This is a genomic window from Streptomyces sp. NPDC054849 (genome assembly GCF_053610945.1).
Map to the genome: position 1 here is coordinate 21,208 of NZ_JBSGZI010000038.1, position 13,631 is coordinate 34,838.

Below are 13,631 nucleotides of genomic sequence, written 5' to 3' on the forward strand. Positions count from 1 at the left end.
ACACCCGACAACGTATTGCCGACGTACGCAGATCTCACCCTAGGGCTTGATGTTCTGGTTCATGTGGAACAGGTTGCCCGGGTCGTAGGTGCGCTTGACCTCGACCAAGCGGTCGTAGTTCCCCTTGTAGTTGGCCCTGATGCGGCTCTGGTCGTCCTCGGCCATGAAGTTGATGTAGCCGCCCTCCTCCGAGTGCGGGGCGGTCGCCTCGTAGTAGTCGCGGACCCAGGCGATGTTGGAGTCGTTGTCGGCGGGGTCGGGCCACATCCCGGCGATGACCGTGGCGAACGACGCGTTCCGGTAGGAGAAGGCCGTCGCGTCGGGCGCGACCCGGTGGCAGGCGCCGTTGATGGGGTAGATGTGGACGGTCGAGTTCACGGCGGGCAGGCGGGCGCCGTGCTCCACGTGCGCCGCGATCGAGGCGTCGCTGAGCTCGGTCACGAAGTTGGCCTTCCAGTAGTGCTGGAGGCCGGGCGGCACGAGCGCGTCGAAGGCGCTGTTGAGCGCCGGGTACGGCATGGGGCCGACGTGCTCGGCGACCACCGGGGCGAAGTCGTGGAAGGCCTGCAGGGCGCGTTCCCCCTCGTCCAGAGGCCCGGACCAGCACGCCACGATCAGGGCGAAGGTGTCGCCGTGCCGGTCCTCCGGGATGAACGGGAGCGGCGGGGCGATCTGGAAGGCCGGGAAGCCGCCCAGTTCCTCCGGCGCGTCGGCGATGTACTCGGTGAAGGAGCGCAGGACGGTGGCGGCGTCCTCCAGCTCGAAGAGCATCGGTCCGCCGTAGACGTCCTTGACGGGGCTGAGCCGGTACTCGAACGAGGTCACCGCGCCGAAGTTGCCGCTGCCGCCGCGCAGCGCCCAGAACAGGTCCGCGCTCTCCTCCTCGCTCGCCACGAGGAGCTGCCCGTCTGCCGTCACCACATCGGCCGAGATCAGGTTGTCGCAGCTCAGGCCCAGTCCGCGGGCCAGGTAGCCGATGCCGCCGCCGAGGGTGAGCCCGCCGATGCCCGTGGTGGAGATGATCCCGCCGGTCGTGGCGAGCCCGAAGGCGTGCGTCGCGGCGTTGAAGTCGCCCCAGGTCGCGCCGCCCTCCGCGCGGGCCGTGCGCCGTACGGGGTCGACGCGGACACCGCGCATCCCGGACAGGTCGGCCACCACGCCGTCGTCGCAGGTGCCGAAGCCGGGCACGCTGTGTCCGCCTCCCCGCACCGCCAGGTCGAGCCCGTTCTCGCGGGCGAAGTCGACCGCGGCCATGACGTCGCCCGCGTTGGCGCAGCGCACTACGGCGGCCGGCCTCCGGTCGATCATGGCGTTGTTGACGGCGCGGGCCTCGTCGTAGGCCTCGTCGTCCGGGGTGACGACCGCACCGCGTACCCGTTCGCGCAGCTGGTCGGTCGAGAGCTTGCCCATGGCCATCGCTCCTCGTACGTCGTTTTCGGCGGGGGCCGTGCTACGGCTGCAGGTGGCTGAAGCCCACCTCGAAGCGTTCGACCGAGATGACCCGCTGGCCCTCCCGCTGTGCGGTCTCCTCGCGGATCCGGGCGGCCTGCTCCTCGCTGTCCTGCATGGTCCGCTCGTCGTCCCACAGGGTCAGCGACTTGGCTTCACCCGTGGCCCGGTCGACGAGGTAGTAGACGCCCCGGAAGCCGGGAACGTCCTGGACCTGCCTGACGATCGCCTCCGAATGCGCTGTCACGTCCCCCTCCGCGGGGACCGGTGATCCCTGGTAGGTGCTCAGCCTCGCGAACATCTGCGGCAGTCCTTCCTGGCCGGGCCACCGGTCGGGGGACAGGCGGCTCCAGGACCAGGGTGCTCCGGCCCGGCCTCCCCCGCATGCCGGAGCGGGGCGACAATGGTGGTGAGAGGGACGCGTCTGCCGTTGTCGTCGTTGCCCTCGCCCTTGCCGTTGCCTTGTCGTCGCGGAGAGGCGGGACGTCGAGTGCCGTACATAGCTGTGACCGCCCTGAGTCATGCCGGGCTGATGCGGGGACACAACGAGGACAGTCTCGTCGTCGGACCGTGGACCCTGTGCGGGACCGTGACCCAGAATCCCCAGACGCTCGTGTTCCCCTTCGGCAGACCGCTCGTCGTCGCGGTCGCCGACGGGCTCGGCGGGCAGCCGGCCGGCGAGGTGGCCAGCGAGCTCGTGGTACGCCAGCTCTCCTCGCTCGGTCCCTCACTGGACGGCGAGGAGGCCGTGAGTGACGCGCTGAGCCTGTGCAACCGCGCGGTGTACTCGGCCACCGAAGGCCGGCCGGAGCTGGTCACGATGGGGACCACGGTCGCGGGGGCCCTCGTCCTGCCGGAGACGCTGCTGGCGTTCAACGTCGGCGACAGCAAGGTCTTCCACGCGGCGCAGGGCGGCCTGCGCCAGGTGAGCGTGGACGACAGTCCCGCGCCGGCGCCGGGGCACCGCACCACCTCGGCCGTCACGCAGGTCCTCGGCGGCAGCCGCGGCTACAACGCGATCACGCCCCACATAGCGGCTTTCTCGGTGGCCGAGGGCGACCGCTACCTGGTGTGCAGTGACGGGCTGACCGACCCGGTGCCCGACGAGGAGATCGAGGACCTGCTGCGGGTCCACGACGACGGCAGGGCCGCCTTCGAACTGTGGAAGGCCGCCATCGACGCCGGCGGCCCCGACAACATCACGCTCGCGCTGGTCCGCATCGGCGCCTAGGCGGGCCGTGGGCGGGCCCTGGGCGGGCCTAGAGCGGGGACGCGTCCCGGTCCTGGGGGCCGTCCAGCTGGTCCGTGAGCCGCTTCAGGGCTCTGGCGCCCATCGGGGCCGTCAGCGGGTGCAGCAGGCGGCCCGCCGTCCCGACCCCCGGCAGGCGCAGCCCGCCGAAGAAGGCCAGCCTGGTGCCGCCCTCCTCGGCCACGGCGGCCATACCGCCCAGCACGAACCGGCTCTGCATGAGGCACCAGCCGGGGCGCAGCACGACGTCGAAGCGCGCCCGCAGGCCCAGGGGGCTGCGGGCCGTGGCTTCGAGGCGCTCGCCGGCGGCCGACGTCACGGTGAAGGAGCCGATGTCGGTGATCATGAGGGGCAGCTGGTTCTCCAGGTCTGAGGCGAGCGCCCAGACCCGGTCGAAGGGAGCGTCGAGCAGGCGCTCCGCAAAGCCGGTGCCCGGCGTGCTGCGGGCGATCACGCGCAGCCTGCGGACGGCGTCGAGTTCGGCGACCGGCCAGGAATCCTTCAACGGGCCCACGCCTTCCGGAAGGTGCGGCGGGCCCGGAAGAGCCGGGTCCGCACAGTGGGTTCGGGCACCCCGAGGAGTGCGCTGACGGAGTGTTCGTCCAGCCCTTCGAGGTCCCGCAGGACCAGCACGGCCCGGTGCGCCGGGGAGAGCCGCTCCAGTACGTCGCGCACGTCGGCGGCGAGCTGCGGATCGTCCCGCGCGGGCACGTCCTCGAGCGGATCCGGGACGGCGCGGGCCGCCGCACGGGCGACCCGGACCGCCTCCCGTACCGCGATCACCCGCGCCCAACCGAACAGCGCGGCCGGCTCACGGAGTTGGCCGATACTGCGGAAGATCACGATCAGCGCCTCCTGTGCGGCGTCCGGCCCGTCCTGCAGGGCGATGGGGCCGCACAGCCGCCCGACGTACGGGGTCAGCAGGTCCAGCAGCTCCTGGATGGCCATACGGTCGCCGCGCTGGGCGGAGCGGACCAGAGCGCCGAGGTCGACTCCGTCCGCGGTGGCGCTCACCGCTCGCCGAGTCGGGCGGCGAGGGACGTCACCGCGCCGCACAGCCGCCTCATCGAACCGGCCCATGGAACTCCCATAGCCGTCCTCCTCCTTGACGTTGACGTGCCCTCGGAAGGCAAGAGGGTGCGGACCGGCCGGAACGTTCCCCATGACCTGCGTCACATCGGACACGGCCCGTCGAGGACGCTCCCCTGCCGGATCGGCAGGACCGGCGCCGCCCCTGCGCGACGGCCGCCTCGTACGCCGGCTTCTGCGGCGGTGTCTCCCCGCCGCGGGGACGAAATCCGGTGGCAGGCGTCGGCGGCGTTAGCCCGCACGGGCGCTTTTTCCACCGGCACACCACGGGTTCTGCCGCCTTGACGGGCGGGTTCGCGCGGGCCGGTGCGCGCCACGGGGTAAATATCGCGCGGAGAGCGCAGAAGTTCGCGGGGAAATCCTGGAGGAAATCTGTCATGGCGAGAGTAGACATGGTCTCCCATCAGGGTTAGCGTCGTCACGTGACCCCTGAGAAGTCCCCGCTCGCCGGCAGCCTCGACGACGACGACTACCCCGCCTACACCATGGGCCGGGCCGCAGAAATGCTCGGCACCACACCCGCCTTCCTGCGCACCATCGGCGAGGCCCGTCTCATCACCCCGCTCCGCTCGGCCGGCGGCCACCGCCGTTACTCCCGCTACCAGTTGCGCATCGCCGCCCGCGCCCGGGAGCTCGTCGACGGCGGAACGCCCGTCGACGCGGCCTGCCGGATCGTCGCCTTGGAGGACCAGCTCGAAGAGGCCCTCAAGCTGAACGACGAGATGCGGGGGCGGCGCAGCGGCACCTGAAGCGACCGACACCGTTTATATGACTTCCGGCGTCGGATATCTGTTACTGCAAGTGCAGAATTATGCTCGACTCGCGACGAGATTTCACATGGCGGAGGCGCGGGGTGGAAAACGTTTCCACGCCTGCCGGTTCCCCCTGTGCTACTGTGATGTCAGTTGCAGTTGTGGTTCCCAAAAACTTACAAGTGCTCTCACCGGACATCAGGTGGGCGCACTTTTTATTTCCGGTGCATGCAGTGAAATGTGCACGGTCCGGACGGGGCAATCATCACGGCGACGCCGGCATTCGCACAGTGCGAGTCCGGGCACTGCCCCAAAGGAGAATTCATATGGCATCTGGCACCGTGAAGTGGTTCAACGCGGAAAAGGGCTTCGGCTTCATCGAGCAGGAGGGTGGCGGCGCTGACGTGTTCGCCCACTACTCGAACATCGCCTCTTCTGGCTTCCGTGAGCTTCAGGAAGGCCAGAAGGTTACCTTCGACGTCACGCAGGGCCAGAAGGGCCCGCAGGCCGAGAACATCGTTCCCGCCTGACGCTGACGCGTACACGCAGCTGAGGCCCGCACCTTGGGGTGCGGGCCTCAGCGCGTTGCTTTTCCCCGCTCACGCCCTGTCGGTCTGCGACGGCTGCGTGAGCGGCGGGTGACGGCGCTCAGCGCCGGCCCGCCTCATCGTCCGGCCGGGCGGCAGTGTCCCACGACGCGTCGCCTCGCCCCCCGCCCCGCACACCGTCCGCCGGTCCCCGGCATTACGACGCGCAGCGCGGCACTCTCCACGGCAGACCGGCCCGCTCTTTTCGGGCACCGCTCTGCCTCGTCTTTTCTTCGGCTCGTTCTCGCGAATCCCCCCGCCGGGAATTCCTCGATACGCGCCGCATCGAGGAAGGTTCTGCATGAACCGCACCACTCGCACGAACGACCGCTCCTCCCGCAGCCCCCGTTCGGGCGGCTCCGCCGGCTCCGGCGGCTACGGCACCTACGGCGGCTCAAGCGGCTCCGGCCGTGGCAGCCGCTTCGGCTCGTCGGCCCCGAGCCGCTCCGGCGGCCCCAGCCGTTCCGGCTACGGCGGCCGCCGCCCCGCCGCCCTCCAGGGCGAATTCGCCCTCCCCAAGACGATCACCCCGGCGCTCCCGCCCGTCGAGGCCTTCGCCGACCTCGACATGCCCGAGCAGCTGCTGGCCGCGCTCGCCACCGAGGGTATGAGCGTCCCGTTCCCGATCCAGGGCGCGACGCTGCCGAACTCCCTCGCGGGCCGTGACGTTCTCGGCCGCGGCCGTACCGGCTCCGGCAAGACCCTGGCCTTCGGTCTCGCCCTGCTGGCCCGCACCGCCGGACAGCGCGCCGAGCCCCGCCAGCCGCTGGCCCTGGTGCTCGTCCCCACCCGCGAGCTGGCCCAGCAGGTCACCGACGCCCTCGCCCCCTACGCCCGCGCCATGAAGCTGCGCACGGCCACCGTCGTGGGCGGTATGCCCATCGGACGGCAGGCCGGCCTGCTGCGCGGCGGCGCCGAGGTCGTCGTCGCCACCCCCGGGCGGCTCAAGGACCTGATCGACCGCGGTGACTGCCGGCTCAACCAGGTCGCGATCACCGTCCTGGACGAGGCCGACCAGATGGCCGACATGGGCTTCATGCCCCAGGTCACCGCCCTGCTCGACCAGGTCCGCCCCGAGGGCCAGCGGATGCTCTTCTCCGCCACCCTGGACCGCAACGTCGACCTGCTGGTCCGCCGCTACCTGACCGACCCCGTGGTCCACTCCGTGGACCCTTCGGCCGGCGCGGTCACCACGATGGAACACCACGTGCTGCACGTCCACGGCGCCGACAAGCACGCGGCCACCACCGAGATCGCGGCACGCGACGGCCGGGTGATCATGTTCCTCGACACCAAGCACGCCGTCGACCAGCTCACCAGCCACCTGCTGAACAGCGGAGTACGGGCCGCCGCCCTGCACGGCGGCAAGTCACAGCCCCAGCGCACCCGCACCCTGACCCAGTTCAAGACCGGACACGTGACGGTGCTGGTGGCGACCAACGTCGCGGCCCGCGGGATCCACGTCGACAACCTCGACCTCGTCGTCAACGTCGACCCGCCCACCGACCCCAAGGACTACCTCCACCGCGGCGGCCGCACCGCGCGCGCCGGCGAGTCCGGCAGCGTCGTCACCCTCGTCACACCCAACCAGCGCCGCGACATGACCCGTCTGATGGCAGCCGCGGGCATCGTCCCGCAGACCACCCAGGTCCGCTCCGGCGAAGAGGCCCTGAGCCGCATCACCGGCGCCCAGACCCCCTCCGGCGTCCCCGTCACCATCACCGCGCCCAAGTCGGAGCGCCCCAAGCGCAGCGCGAGCTCCTCCCGCGGGCGGCGCAGCCGCCCCGCCCAGGAGCGGCGCCGCGCCATGGGCATGGCCGCCTGACCCGCTGCGCCACGCCCGCCACGCCCGTCGTCCTGCCGTTCTGCCGTTCTTCCGTCCCGGGTACTCCGCCCAGTCTGTGAGGCATCATGCGCTTCGTCATCGCCCGATACCCCTTCGACCTCGAGAAGAGCGAGGTGGAGGAGAAGATGAAGGGCGTCAAGGCCGAGCCCGTCACGGGAGCGTCCGTGATCATCGGCCGTCGCACCTACCCCGTCAAGCAGGTCGGCGAGGTCATCACACGGCAGGACCGCCGCGACTTCACGGCCGGTGAGGTCACCCGGGCGCTGACCCGCCTCGGCTTCACCTGCCGCGATCTTTCGGTCCCCGTGCCGGCTCCCGCCCTCACTCCGCTGCAGACGGCCTCGGCACTCCTCGGAAGCCCGGCCGATGCCTGACGGCGCTTGGTAGAGTCGTTGCCCATGTCGATCCCTGACGACCTGCTCCTCGATCTCGCCGCCATGGTCGAGTCGGAGCAGACCAATCAGATGTCCCTGACCGTCGTCGTGCACGGCGCGGTCATCACAGGCCGCCTCGCCCCCGAGAGCGTCTGGCGTCAGCGTGTGGCCGAGGTCCTGCGGGACTCCGACCAACTGGGGCCGTTCGCCGAGATCTTCAGTTCCCCCGAACGGGACAGACAGAGCACCGGGGCGCCCTCGCACCTGCACTTCCACGTGGCACGCATCCTCCAGGGCACCCTGGGCATCCCCGAGACCGGCGGGATGTACCGGATCGCGGTCAAGGACGTCGGTGCCTGGACCGTCGGAGACTTCAGCTACTCCGACAAGTAGCCCTGTTCCCACGCACCTCATACGGCCCCCGCATTCACCCGCGGGGGCCGTTTCGGCTCTCACGCGGCAGTTCCTCCAGGAATCGCCGCTGGTCGGCGAGGAGGCCGGGCGGGAAGAGCGCGCGCGGGGCGAACACGGCCGTCAGGGTCAGCCGCCAGGAGGAGCGCTCGACCGGCGTGCGGAGCAGGGAGTGGGTGGCACCCGGATAGCGGCGGACCGTGAGCGTGCCGGGCGCGAGCACGCTCCGGTAGACGGCCTCGGTCTCGGCGCCGTCCACGTTCAGGTCGTCGGCGCCCGAGATCAGCAGCACGGGGACGGATCCCTTGGCCCCCGCGGCCTCCGCTGAACCCTTCGCTCCCGCGTCGCGCATCGCCCGCAGGTCCCCGGTCGCGTCCGCGGTGTGGTTCCGGCTGATGAACGTCCAGCGTTCCGCGGTGAGTTCCGGGTCTGCGCCCGGACTCGCGCGGTACTCCTCGTACGTCGCCCCGCGCCGCAGCAGCGCCAGCGTGGCCTCCCTGGTCCGCAGGGCGGCCGCCGTGCGCTCGGCGCCGGCCCCGTCCGCGCGCAGCCCGGCCCGCAGGTGGTACTCGCCCTGGCGCTCCCAGTTCACGGCCGTGCCGACCGCGATGACGAAGCGCACACCGGGGTCCGGGGCCTGCGCCACCACCTTGGGCAGCACCCATCCGGCCTGGCTGGCGCCCCACAGGCCGATGCGGGCGGCGTCGATCTCGGGCCGGCTGCGGACCGCCCAGGCGATGGCGTCGGTGGTCTCGCGGGCCCGGTCGTCCATGGTCTGGCCGAGCCAGTCGTCGGGCTTGTCGAGGGAGAGCGAGGCGTATCCGGCCCGGGCGAAGGCCTCCCAGTAGGGACGGTAGAAGCCGTCGTGGGTGGCGTCGACCTCACCGTCGCCGTGCACGAAGACCACGAGCGGGAAGGGACCGGGGCCCTTGCCGGTGGGGGTGGCGAGCACGCCGTTGAGGTCGTGGCCGGCGGCGGGGACGGTGACGCGTTCCTCGTGGAGGTCGTAGTCGTGCTGCCAGAGGACCACGCCGGTGAGCAGGAGGGCGGTGGCGAGGACCGGGAGGAGAACGGCCAGGAAGGCCTTGCGGACGCGTCCTCGGCGGGACCGGGCGGGTGTGGGGAGGGGGGAAGAGGTGGGGGTGCGCGGCTCGGTCATGAGGGGCTCCGGATTCTTATGCGGATGCGTGGGCTCATTCGCTCACATCAAAAACGATCGTATAGCGAATGAACGTATTATGCTTGTGCGTATGACGACGGAGAGCGTGGAAGTACGGCGTGGGGTGCCCGAGGGGGCCGCCGCGCGCGTCGCCGAGCTGTACTGGGAGGCCTTCGCGGGGAAGCTGGGCCGCGCCCTCGGCCCCGCGCAGGACGGGCGCCGGTTCATCGCCGGGCACCTGCACGCGGACCGGGCGGTGACCGCTCTGTCCGGCGGCCCCGACGGCCGGGTGGTCGGCGTGGCGGGCTACCAGCTGGGCGGGCGCGGCCTGGTCGGCGGCGACGCGGCCGCGGTCAGGGCCCGGTACGGGCGCGTCCGGGGCCTGTACCGGGTGTTCCTGCTGGCCTTGATGGAGCGCACCCCGGCCCGCGGCGAGCTGGTCATGGACGGCATCGCGGTGGACCCCGCCGAGCGCAGCCGGGGGATCGGCGGGCTGCTGCTCCGGGAGATCGAGGCGGTCGCCGTGGAGCAGGGATGCCGGCGGATCCGGTTGGACGTGGTCGCGGAGAACCCCCGGGCGCAGGCGCTGTACGAGCGGTACGGGTTCCGGGCGGTACGGGTGCAGCGGACGCCCTGGCTGCGGGACGTGCTGGGATTCGGGGGCGTGACGACGATGCACAAGGCGGTGGAGCGGTGAGCGGGACGGGTGCGATGGGCGGGACGGGCAGCGCTGGCGGGACGGACGGCGCGGGAGGGGCGGGCGGCGCGGGAGGGATCCCTACCCGGATGGTCGTGCACGCACTGGTCCGGGAGGACGGGACGGTCGACGGCGGCGAGCTGTACGAGGTCGCAGGGCTGCTCGGGATGACCGACCAGCAGGTGCGGCTGTGCGTGAAGCGGCTGGTGGCGGAGGGGCGGTTCGCGGTGGAGGGGCGCGGCCGGCGGTCCGTGCTGCGGCCGGCGGGCGCGGAGCCTGCGGCGGGGGTGCCGGCGCTCGTACCCGAGGTGGGGTTCGTACGGCACGCGTACCGGCAGGACCGGGGTCTGGAGCCGTGGGACGGGGTCTGGCACGCCTTCGCCTTCGCCGTACCGGAATCCGCGCGCGCGTCGCGGGACGCCCTGCGGGACGCACTGACCGGGCTGGGGGCGGCGCCGGTCCAGGGAGGCCTCTACGTCACGCCGAACGCGATCGGCCCGTACGTGCGGGCGCGTGCGGCGGAGCTGGGACTGTCGGAGGCCGTGAGCAGCCTGAGCACCCGGGACCTGGCGGTGGGCGGCACCACGGACCCGCGGGCCCTCGCGGAGCGGCTGTGGCCGCTACCGGAGATCGCGGCCCGGTACGAGGCGCTGCGCGCCCTGGCGGGCGGCTCGGCTCCCGCGGGGGCGGCGGACGGTGCAGACGCGACGGACGGACGGCGGGCGGACGGCGGCGCGGCGTACGAGCCGCGAGGAACGGACCGGACCGGGGCGGCCGACGAGGCGCGGGCGGCCGGCAGGCCGGCGGACCAGGCGGCCGGTGGCGGGCTGCAAGCAGCCGTCGGGCCGCCCGCAGCCCGCGGCCGGACCTCGGGCGTCGGGCGAGGCACGGGCGGGACGGCTGCGGACGGTGGGACGTTGGCGGACGGTGGGGCGGCTGCGGACGGTGAGGCTGTGGCCGGGCTGGCGCAGGCCGTGCAGCTGGCCGTGGCCTTTTCCGCCGCGATGCTGCCGGATCCGCTCCTCCCGCCGGAGCTGCTGCCGCAGCCCTGGCCGGGGACGACGGCTCGGTCCGCGGCGGCCGGTGCCTGGGCGCGGCTGGCGTCCGCGGCCCCGCCCGGCGGGCCCCGGCTGTTTCGCCTGTACGGCGAAGCCCTGGCCTGAACCGCCGCGGGCGGCCCTCGGGTCGGACGTCCGCAGACCTCGCCGAGCTCGGCCTCAGCTCGTGACTGCTCCGCCGCCGGTTCCGTGCTGCGGTTCGGGCGGGACTTGACGCGGGCCGAGGCCGGCGACCGGCTGGGCGTGTCCCGGATGCCCGTGTCCCGGCTCCTGACCCGGCTCCGACCCGCGTGCCCTGGACTCCGGCGCGGCTGCGCACCGGCCTGCCCGGCGACGCGGACGAGGAGCCGGGCGCCGCCGGCCGGACGACCCGCGCCGCGTCCACATCGTGGACAACTACGCTCGTTTCATGAACGCAGAAGCCGACGCCCTCGCCACCGTGAAAGACGCTGACCGGAAGCACGTCTTCCACTCCTGGTCGGCGCAGGAGCTGATCGACCCGCTCGCCGTCGCCGGTGCCGAGGGGTCGTACTTCTGGGACTACCAGGGCAACCGCTTCCTCGACTTCTCCAGCGCCCTCGTCTACACCAACATCGGCTACCAGCACCCCAAAGTCACCGCGGCCATCCAGGAGCAGGCGGCCAAGCTGTGCACCGTCGCGCCCGGCTTCGCCGTCGACGTGCGCTCCGAGGCGGCCCGGCTGATCGCCGAGCGCACCCCGGGCGACCTCGACAAGATCTTCTTCACGAACGCCGGCGCCGAGGCCGTGGAGAACGCCGTCCGCATGGCCCGCCTGCACACCGGCCGGCCCAAGGTGCTGTCCGCGTACCGCTCGTACCACGGCGCCACCTCCACCGCGATCAACCTGACCGGCGACGCCCGCCGCTTCGGCAACGACTCCGCGACCGCCGGTGTCGTGCACTTCTGGGGGCCGTTCGCCTACCGCTCGCCCTTCTACGCGACGAGCGAGGCCGAGGAGGGCGAGCGCGCGCTGCGCCACCTCGAGGACACCATCGTCTTCGAGGGCCCGCAGTCCATCGCCGCGATCATCCTGGAGACCGTCGGCGGCGCCCCGGGCGTGCTCGTGCATCCGGCCGGCTACCTGCGCGGGGTGCGCGCGCTCTGCGACCGCTACGGCATCGTCTTCATCCTCGACGAGATCATGGTCGGCTTCGGCCGCACCGGAAAGTGGTTCGCCGCCGAGCACTGGGACGTCACCCCCGACCTGATCTGTTTCGCCAAAGGCGTGACCAGCGGCTACGTGCCCCTCGGCGGTGTCGCCATCTCCGCCGCCATCGCCGAGACCTTCGCCCGCCGGCCCTACCCGGGCGGACTGACCTACTCCGGGCACGTGCTGGCCTGTGCGGCCGCCGTCGCGACGATCAACGTCATGGAGGAGGAGGGCATCGTCGAGCAGTCCGCCCGCACCGGGGCGGAGCTGCTCGGCCCCGGCCTGCGCGCGCTCGCCGAGCGGCACCCGTCGGTCGGGGAGGTCCGCGGCCTCGGCACCTTCTGGGCCCTGGAGCTCGTACGCGACGGGGCGACGCGCGAGCCGCTCGTCCCGTACAACGCCGCGGGGGCGGACAACGCTCCGATGGCCGAGTTCGGGGCCGCGTGCAAGAAGGGCGGGCTCTGGCCGCTCATCGCCGGAAACCGCATCCACGTCGCGCCGGCCTGCAACATCACACCGCAGGACGTCGCCAAGGGGCTGGCGATCCTCGATGAGGCCCTCTCAGTGGCGGACACACACACCGTCTGACCTGCACATCTGTGCGGTCGCCCAATCCGTGGGTGCCGGTGTTCGGATGATTCGTGCGGTGGCTGAGACGCCGTACACATGCTGCAATCCGTGCAGGCCATGACACCAAAACAGGCCAAGCACCTACGGACCGGGATGCACGTCAGTCCCGGGGCGGTCCTTCGCCGAAGGGCCGAACGGCGGGGAGCGGGACGTCCTTGACTCGGGCGGGCGCTGGACGCCGGGCGTACGGGATCCAGACGACCGGACTCCGTGTTCCCGAGACCCGAAGGAAGACAGCATGAGCAAGCACGTCCTGGCCCAGAACCAGTACGGCAAGGCCGAGAACCGCATCGTGAAGGTAACCCGCAAGGGCGGCGACGGTTCCTGGCACGAGATCCGCGACCTCAACGTCTCGGTCGCGCTCCGCGGCGAGTTCCGCGACGTCCACCTCACCGGCGACAACGCCAACTGCCTGCCGACGGACACCACCAAGAACACGGTGTACGCCTTCGGCAAGGAGCACGGCATCGAGTCCCCCGAGGCCTTCGGCATCCTGCTCGCCAAGCACTTCGTCTCCTCGCAGCGGCCGATCCGCGAAGCGCAGATCCGCATCGAGGAGTTCGCCTGGGAGCGGATCCCGGTCCCGACGCGCAAGGAGCAGCACTCCTTCGTCCTCAAGGGCCAGGAGGTGCGCACCGCGCAGATCACCTACAGCGAGACGACGGGCCTGCAGGTCATCTCGGGTCTGAAGGACCTGACGGTGATGAACTCGACCAACTCCGAGTTCCACGGCTACATCAAGGACAAGTACACGACCCTGCAGGAGGCGTACGACCGCATCCTGGCGACCAAGGTCACCGCGCGCTGGGCGCACGCGGCGCCGGCCGCCGACGACGCCGGGTACGACTGGGACCAGTCGTACAAGAAGGTCCGCAAGCACATGCTGGAAGCCTTCGCGGAGACGTACTCGTACTCGCTGCAGCAGACCCTGAATCAGATGGCCGAGCGCGTGCTCGACAACTGCCCCAAGGTCAACGAGGTGCGCCTCAACCTCCCCAACAAGCACCACTTCCTCGTCGACCTGGAGCCCTTCGGCCTCAAGAACGACAACGAGGTCTACTTCGCGGCGGACCGCATGTACGGCCTGATCGAGGGCACCGTGCACCGTGACGGCGTGCAGCCGGTGATCGCGACGTCCGACTGGATCGTCGCCTAGGCC

General features: G+C 71.7%; 16 protein-coding genes. 11 read left to right on the plus strand and 5 right to left on the minus strand.

Going from position 1 to position 13,631, the window contains the following annotated elements:
• Nucleotides 1-39: 39 nt before the first annotated feature.
• Nucleotides 40-1,410 (minus strand): FAD-binding oxidoreductase, encoded by a 1,371-nt coding sequence (locus ACWGIF_RS18585; RefSeq protein WP_453498457.1) that lies wholly within the window; start codon nucleotides 1,408-1,410, stop codon nucleotides 40-42.
• A 40-nt stretch (nucleotides 1,411-1,450) separates the two neighbouring features.
• Nucleotides 1,451-1,696, minus strand: a complete 246-nt coding sequence (locus ACWGIF_RS18590; protein WP_453498460.1) for a hypothetical protein — start codon at nucleotides 1,694-1,696, stop codon at nucleotides 1,451-1,453.
• Between the two features lie 243 nt (nucleotides 1,697-1,939).
• Here ACWGIF_RS18590 and ACWGIF_RS18595 point away from each other — a divergent pair, with 243 nt between their 5' ends.
• Nucleotides 1,940-2,680 (plus strand): PP2C family protein-serine/threonine phosphatase, encoded by a 741-nt coding sequence (locus ACWGIF_RS18595; RefSeq protein ID WP_453498462.1) that lies wholly within the window; start codon nucleotides 1,940-1,942, stop codon nucleotides 2,678-2,680.
• 28 nt (nucleotides 2,681-2,708) lie between these two features.
• On the opposite strand, the gene ACWGIF_RS18600 is transcribed toward ACWGIF_RS18595, so the two are convergent.
• Nucleotides 2,709-3,203: a hypothetical protein gene (locus tag ACWGIF_RS18600; RefSeq protein ID WP_453498465.1), complete on the minus strand. Its 495-nt coding sequence runs from the start codon at nucleotides 3,201-3,203 to the stop codon at nucleotides 2,709-2,711.
• The gene (locus ACWGIF_RS18605) at nucleotides 3,200-3,712 is read right to left on the minus strand and encodes an RNA polymerase sigma factor (protein WP_453498467.1); all 513 of its coding nucleotides are present in this window, start codon (nucleotides 3,710-3,712) and stop codon (nucleotides 3,200-3,202) included. The genes ACWGIF_RS18600 and ACWGIF_RS18605 overlap by 4 nt, the downstream gene beginning before the upstream one ends.
• A 560-nt stretch (nucleotides 3,713-4,272) precedes the next feature.
• On the opposite strand from ACWGIF_RS18605, the gene ACWGIF_RS18610 reads away from it, so the two are divergent.
• The 5 genes from ACWGIF_RS18610 to ACWGIF_RS18630 all read left to right on the plus strand — a co-directional run bounded on the left by ACWGIF_RS18610 (nucleotide 4,273) and on the right by ACWGIF_RS18630 (nucleotide 7,739).
• Nucleotides 4,273-4,536: a helix-turn-helix domain-containing protein gene (locus tag ACWGIF_RS18610; protein WP_453498572.1), complete on the plus strand. Its 264-nt coding sequence runs from the start codon at nucleotides 4,273-4,275 to the stop codon at nucleotides 4,534-4,536.
• A gap of 329 nt (nucleotides 4,537-4,865) precedes the next feature.
• Nucleotides 4,866-5,069 carry a cold-shock protein gene (locus ACWGIF_RS18615; protein WP_030011983.1) on the plus strand — a complete coding sequence of 68 codons (204 nt, stop codon included), beginning with the start codon at nucleotides 4,866-4,868 and terminating at the stop codon, nucleotides 5,067-5,069.
• A gap of 358 nt (nucleotides 5,070-5,427) precedes the next feature.
• Complete coding sequence (locus ACWGIF_RS18620) at nucleotides 5,428-6,951, plus strand: DEAD/DEAH box helicase (protein ID WP_453498470.1); 1,524 nt, start codon at nucleotides 5,428-5,430, stop codon at nucleotides 6,949-6,951.
• A gap of 86 nt (nucleotides 6,952-7,037) precedes the next feature.
• Nucleotides 7,038-7,346 (plus strand): SCO5918 family protein, encoded by a 309-nt coding sequence (locus ACWGIF_RS18625; RefSeq protein WP_453498473.1) that lies wholly within the window; start codon nucleotides 7,038-7,040, stop codon nucleotides 7,344-7,346.
• 24 nt (nucleotides 7,347-7,370) lie between these two features.
• Nucleotides 7,371-7,739, plus strand: coding sequence for a hypothetical protein (locus ACWGIF_RS18630; protein WP_453498476.1), 369 nt, complete (start codon nucleotides 7,371-7,373; stop codon nucleotides 7,737-7,739).
• A gap of 34 nt (nucleotides 7,740-7,773) precedes the next feature.
• Here ACWGIF_RS18630 and ACWGIF_RS18635 read toward each other — a convergent pair whose 3' ends face one another.
• Nucleotides 7,774-8,916, minus strand: coding sequence for an alpha/beta hydrolase family protein (locus tag ACWGIF_RS18635; RefSeq protein WP_453498479.1), 1,143 nt, complete (start codon nucleotides 8,914-8,916; stop codon nucleotides 7,774-7,776).
• Nucleotides 8,917-9,007: 91 nt separating this feature from the next.
• Between ACWGIF_RS18635 and ACWGIF_RS18640 the strand changes: the two genes are divergently transcribed.
• From ACWGIF_RS18640 to pucL, 5 genes are all read left to right on the plus strand, one after another.
• Nucleotides 9,008-9,613: a GNAT family N-acetyltransferase gene (locus ACWGIF_RS18640; protein ID WP_453498481.1), complete on the plus strand. Its 606-nt coding sequence runs from the start codon at nucleotides 9,008-9,010 to the stop codon at nucleotides 9,611-9,613.
• Between the two features lie 89 nt (nucleotides 9,614-9,702).
• Entirely contained in the window at nucleotides 9,703-10,776 is a 1,074-nt protein-coding gene (locus ACWGIF_RS18645) for a PaaX family transcriptional regulator C-terminal domain-containing protein (protein WP_453498484.1), read from the plus strand.
• Between the two features lie 84 nt (nucleotides 10,777-10,860).
• Nucleotides 10,861-11,124, plus strand: a complete 264-nt coding sequence (locus ACWGIF_RS18650) for a sigma factor-like helix-turn-helix DNA-binding protein (RefSeq protein ID WP_453498487.1) — start codon at nucleotides 10,861-10,863, stop codon at nucleotides 11,122-11,124.
• Nucleotides 11,081-12,430, plus strand: a complete 1,350-nt coding sequence (locus ACWGIF_RS18655; RefSeq protein WP_453498490.1) for an aminotransferase class III-fold pyridoxal phosphate-dependent enzyme — start codon at nucleotides 11,081-11,083, stop codon at nucleotides 12,428-12,430. Before ACWGIF_RS18650 ends, ACWGIF_RS18655 begins: the two co-directional genes overlap by 44 nt.
• Before the next feature lie 280 nt (nucleotides 12,431-12,710).
• Nucleotides 12,711-13,628: a factor-independent urate hydroxylase gene (pucL, locus tag ACWGIF_RS18660; protein WP_453498493.1), complete on the plus strand. Its 918-nt coding sequence runs from the start codon at nucleotides 12,711-12,713 to the stop codon at nucleotides 13,626-13,628.
• Nucleotides 13,629-13,631: the final 3 nt, after the last annotated feature.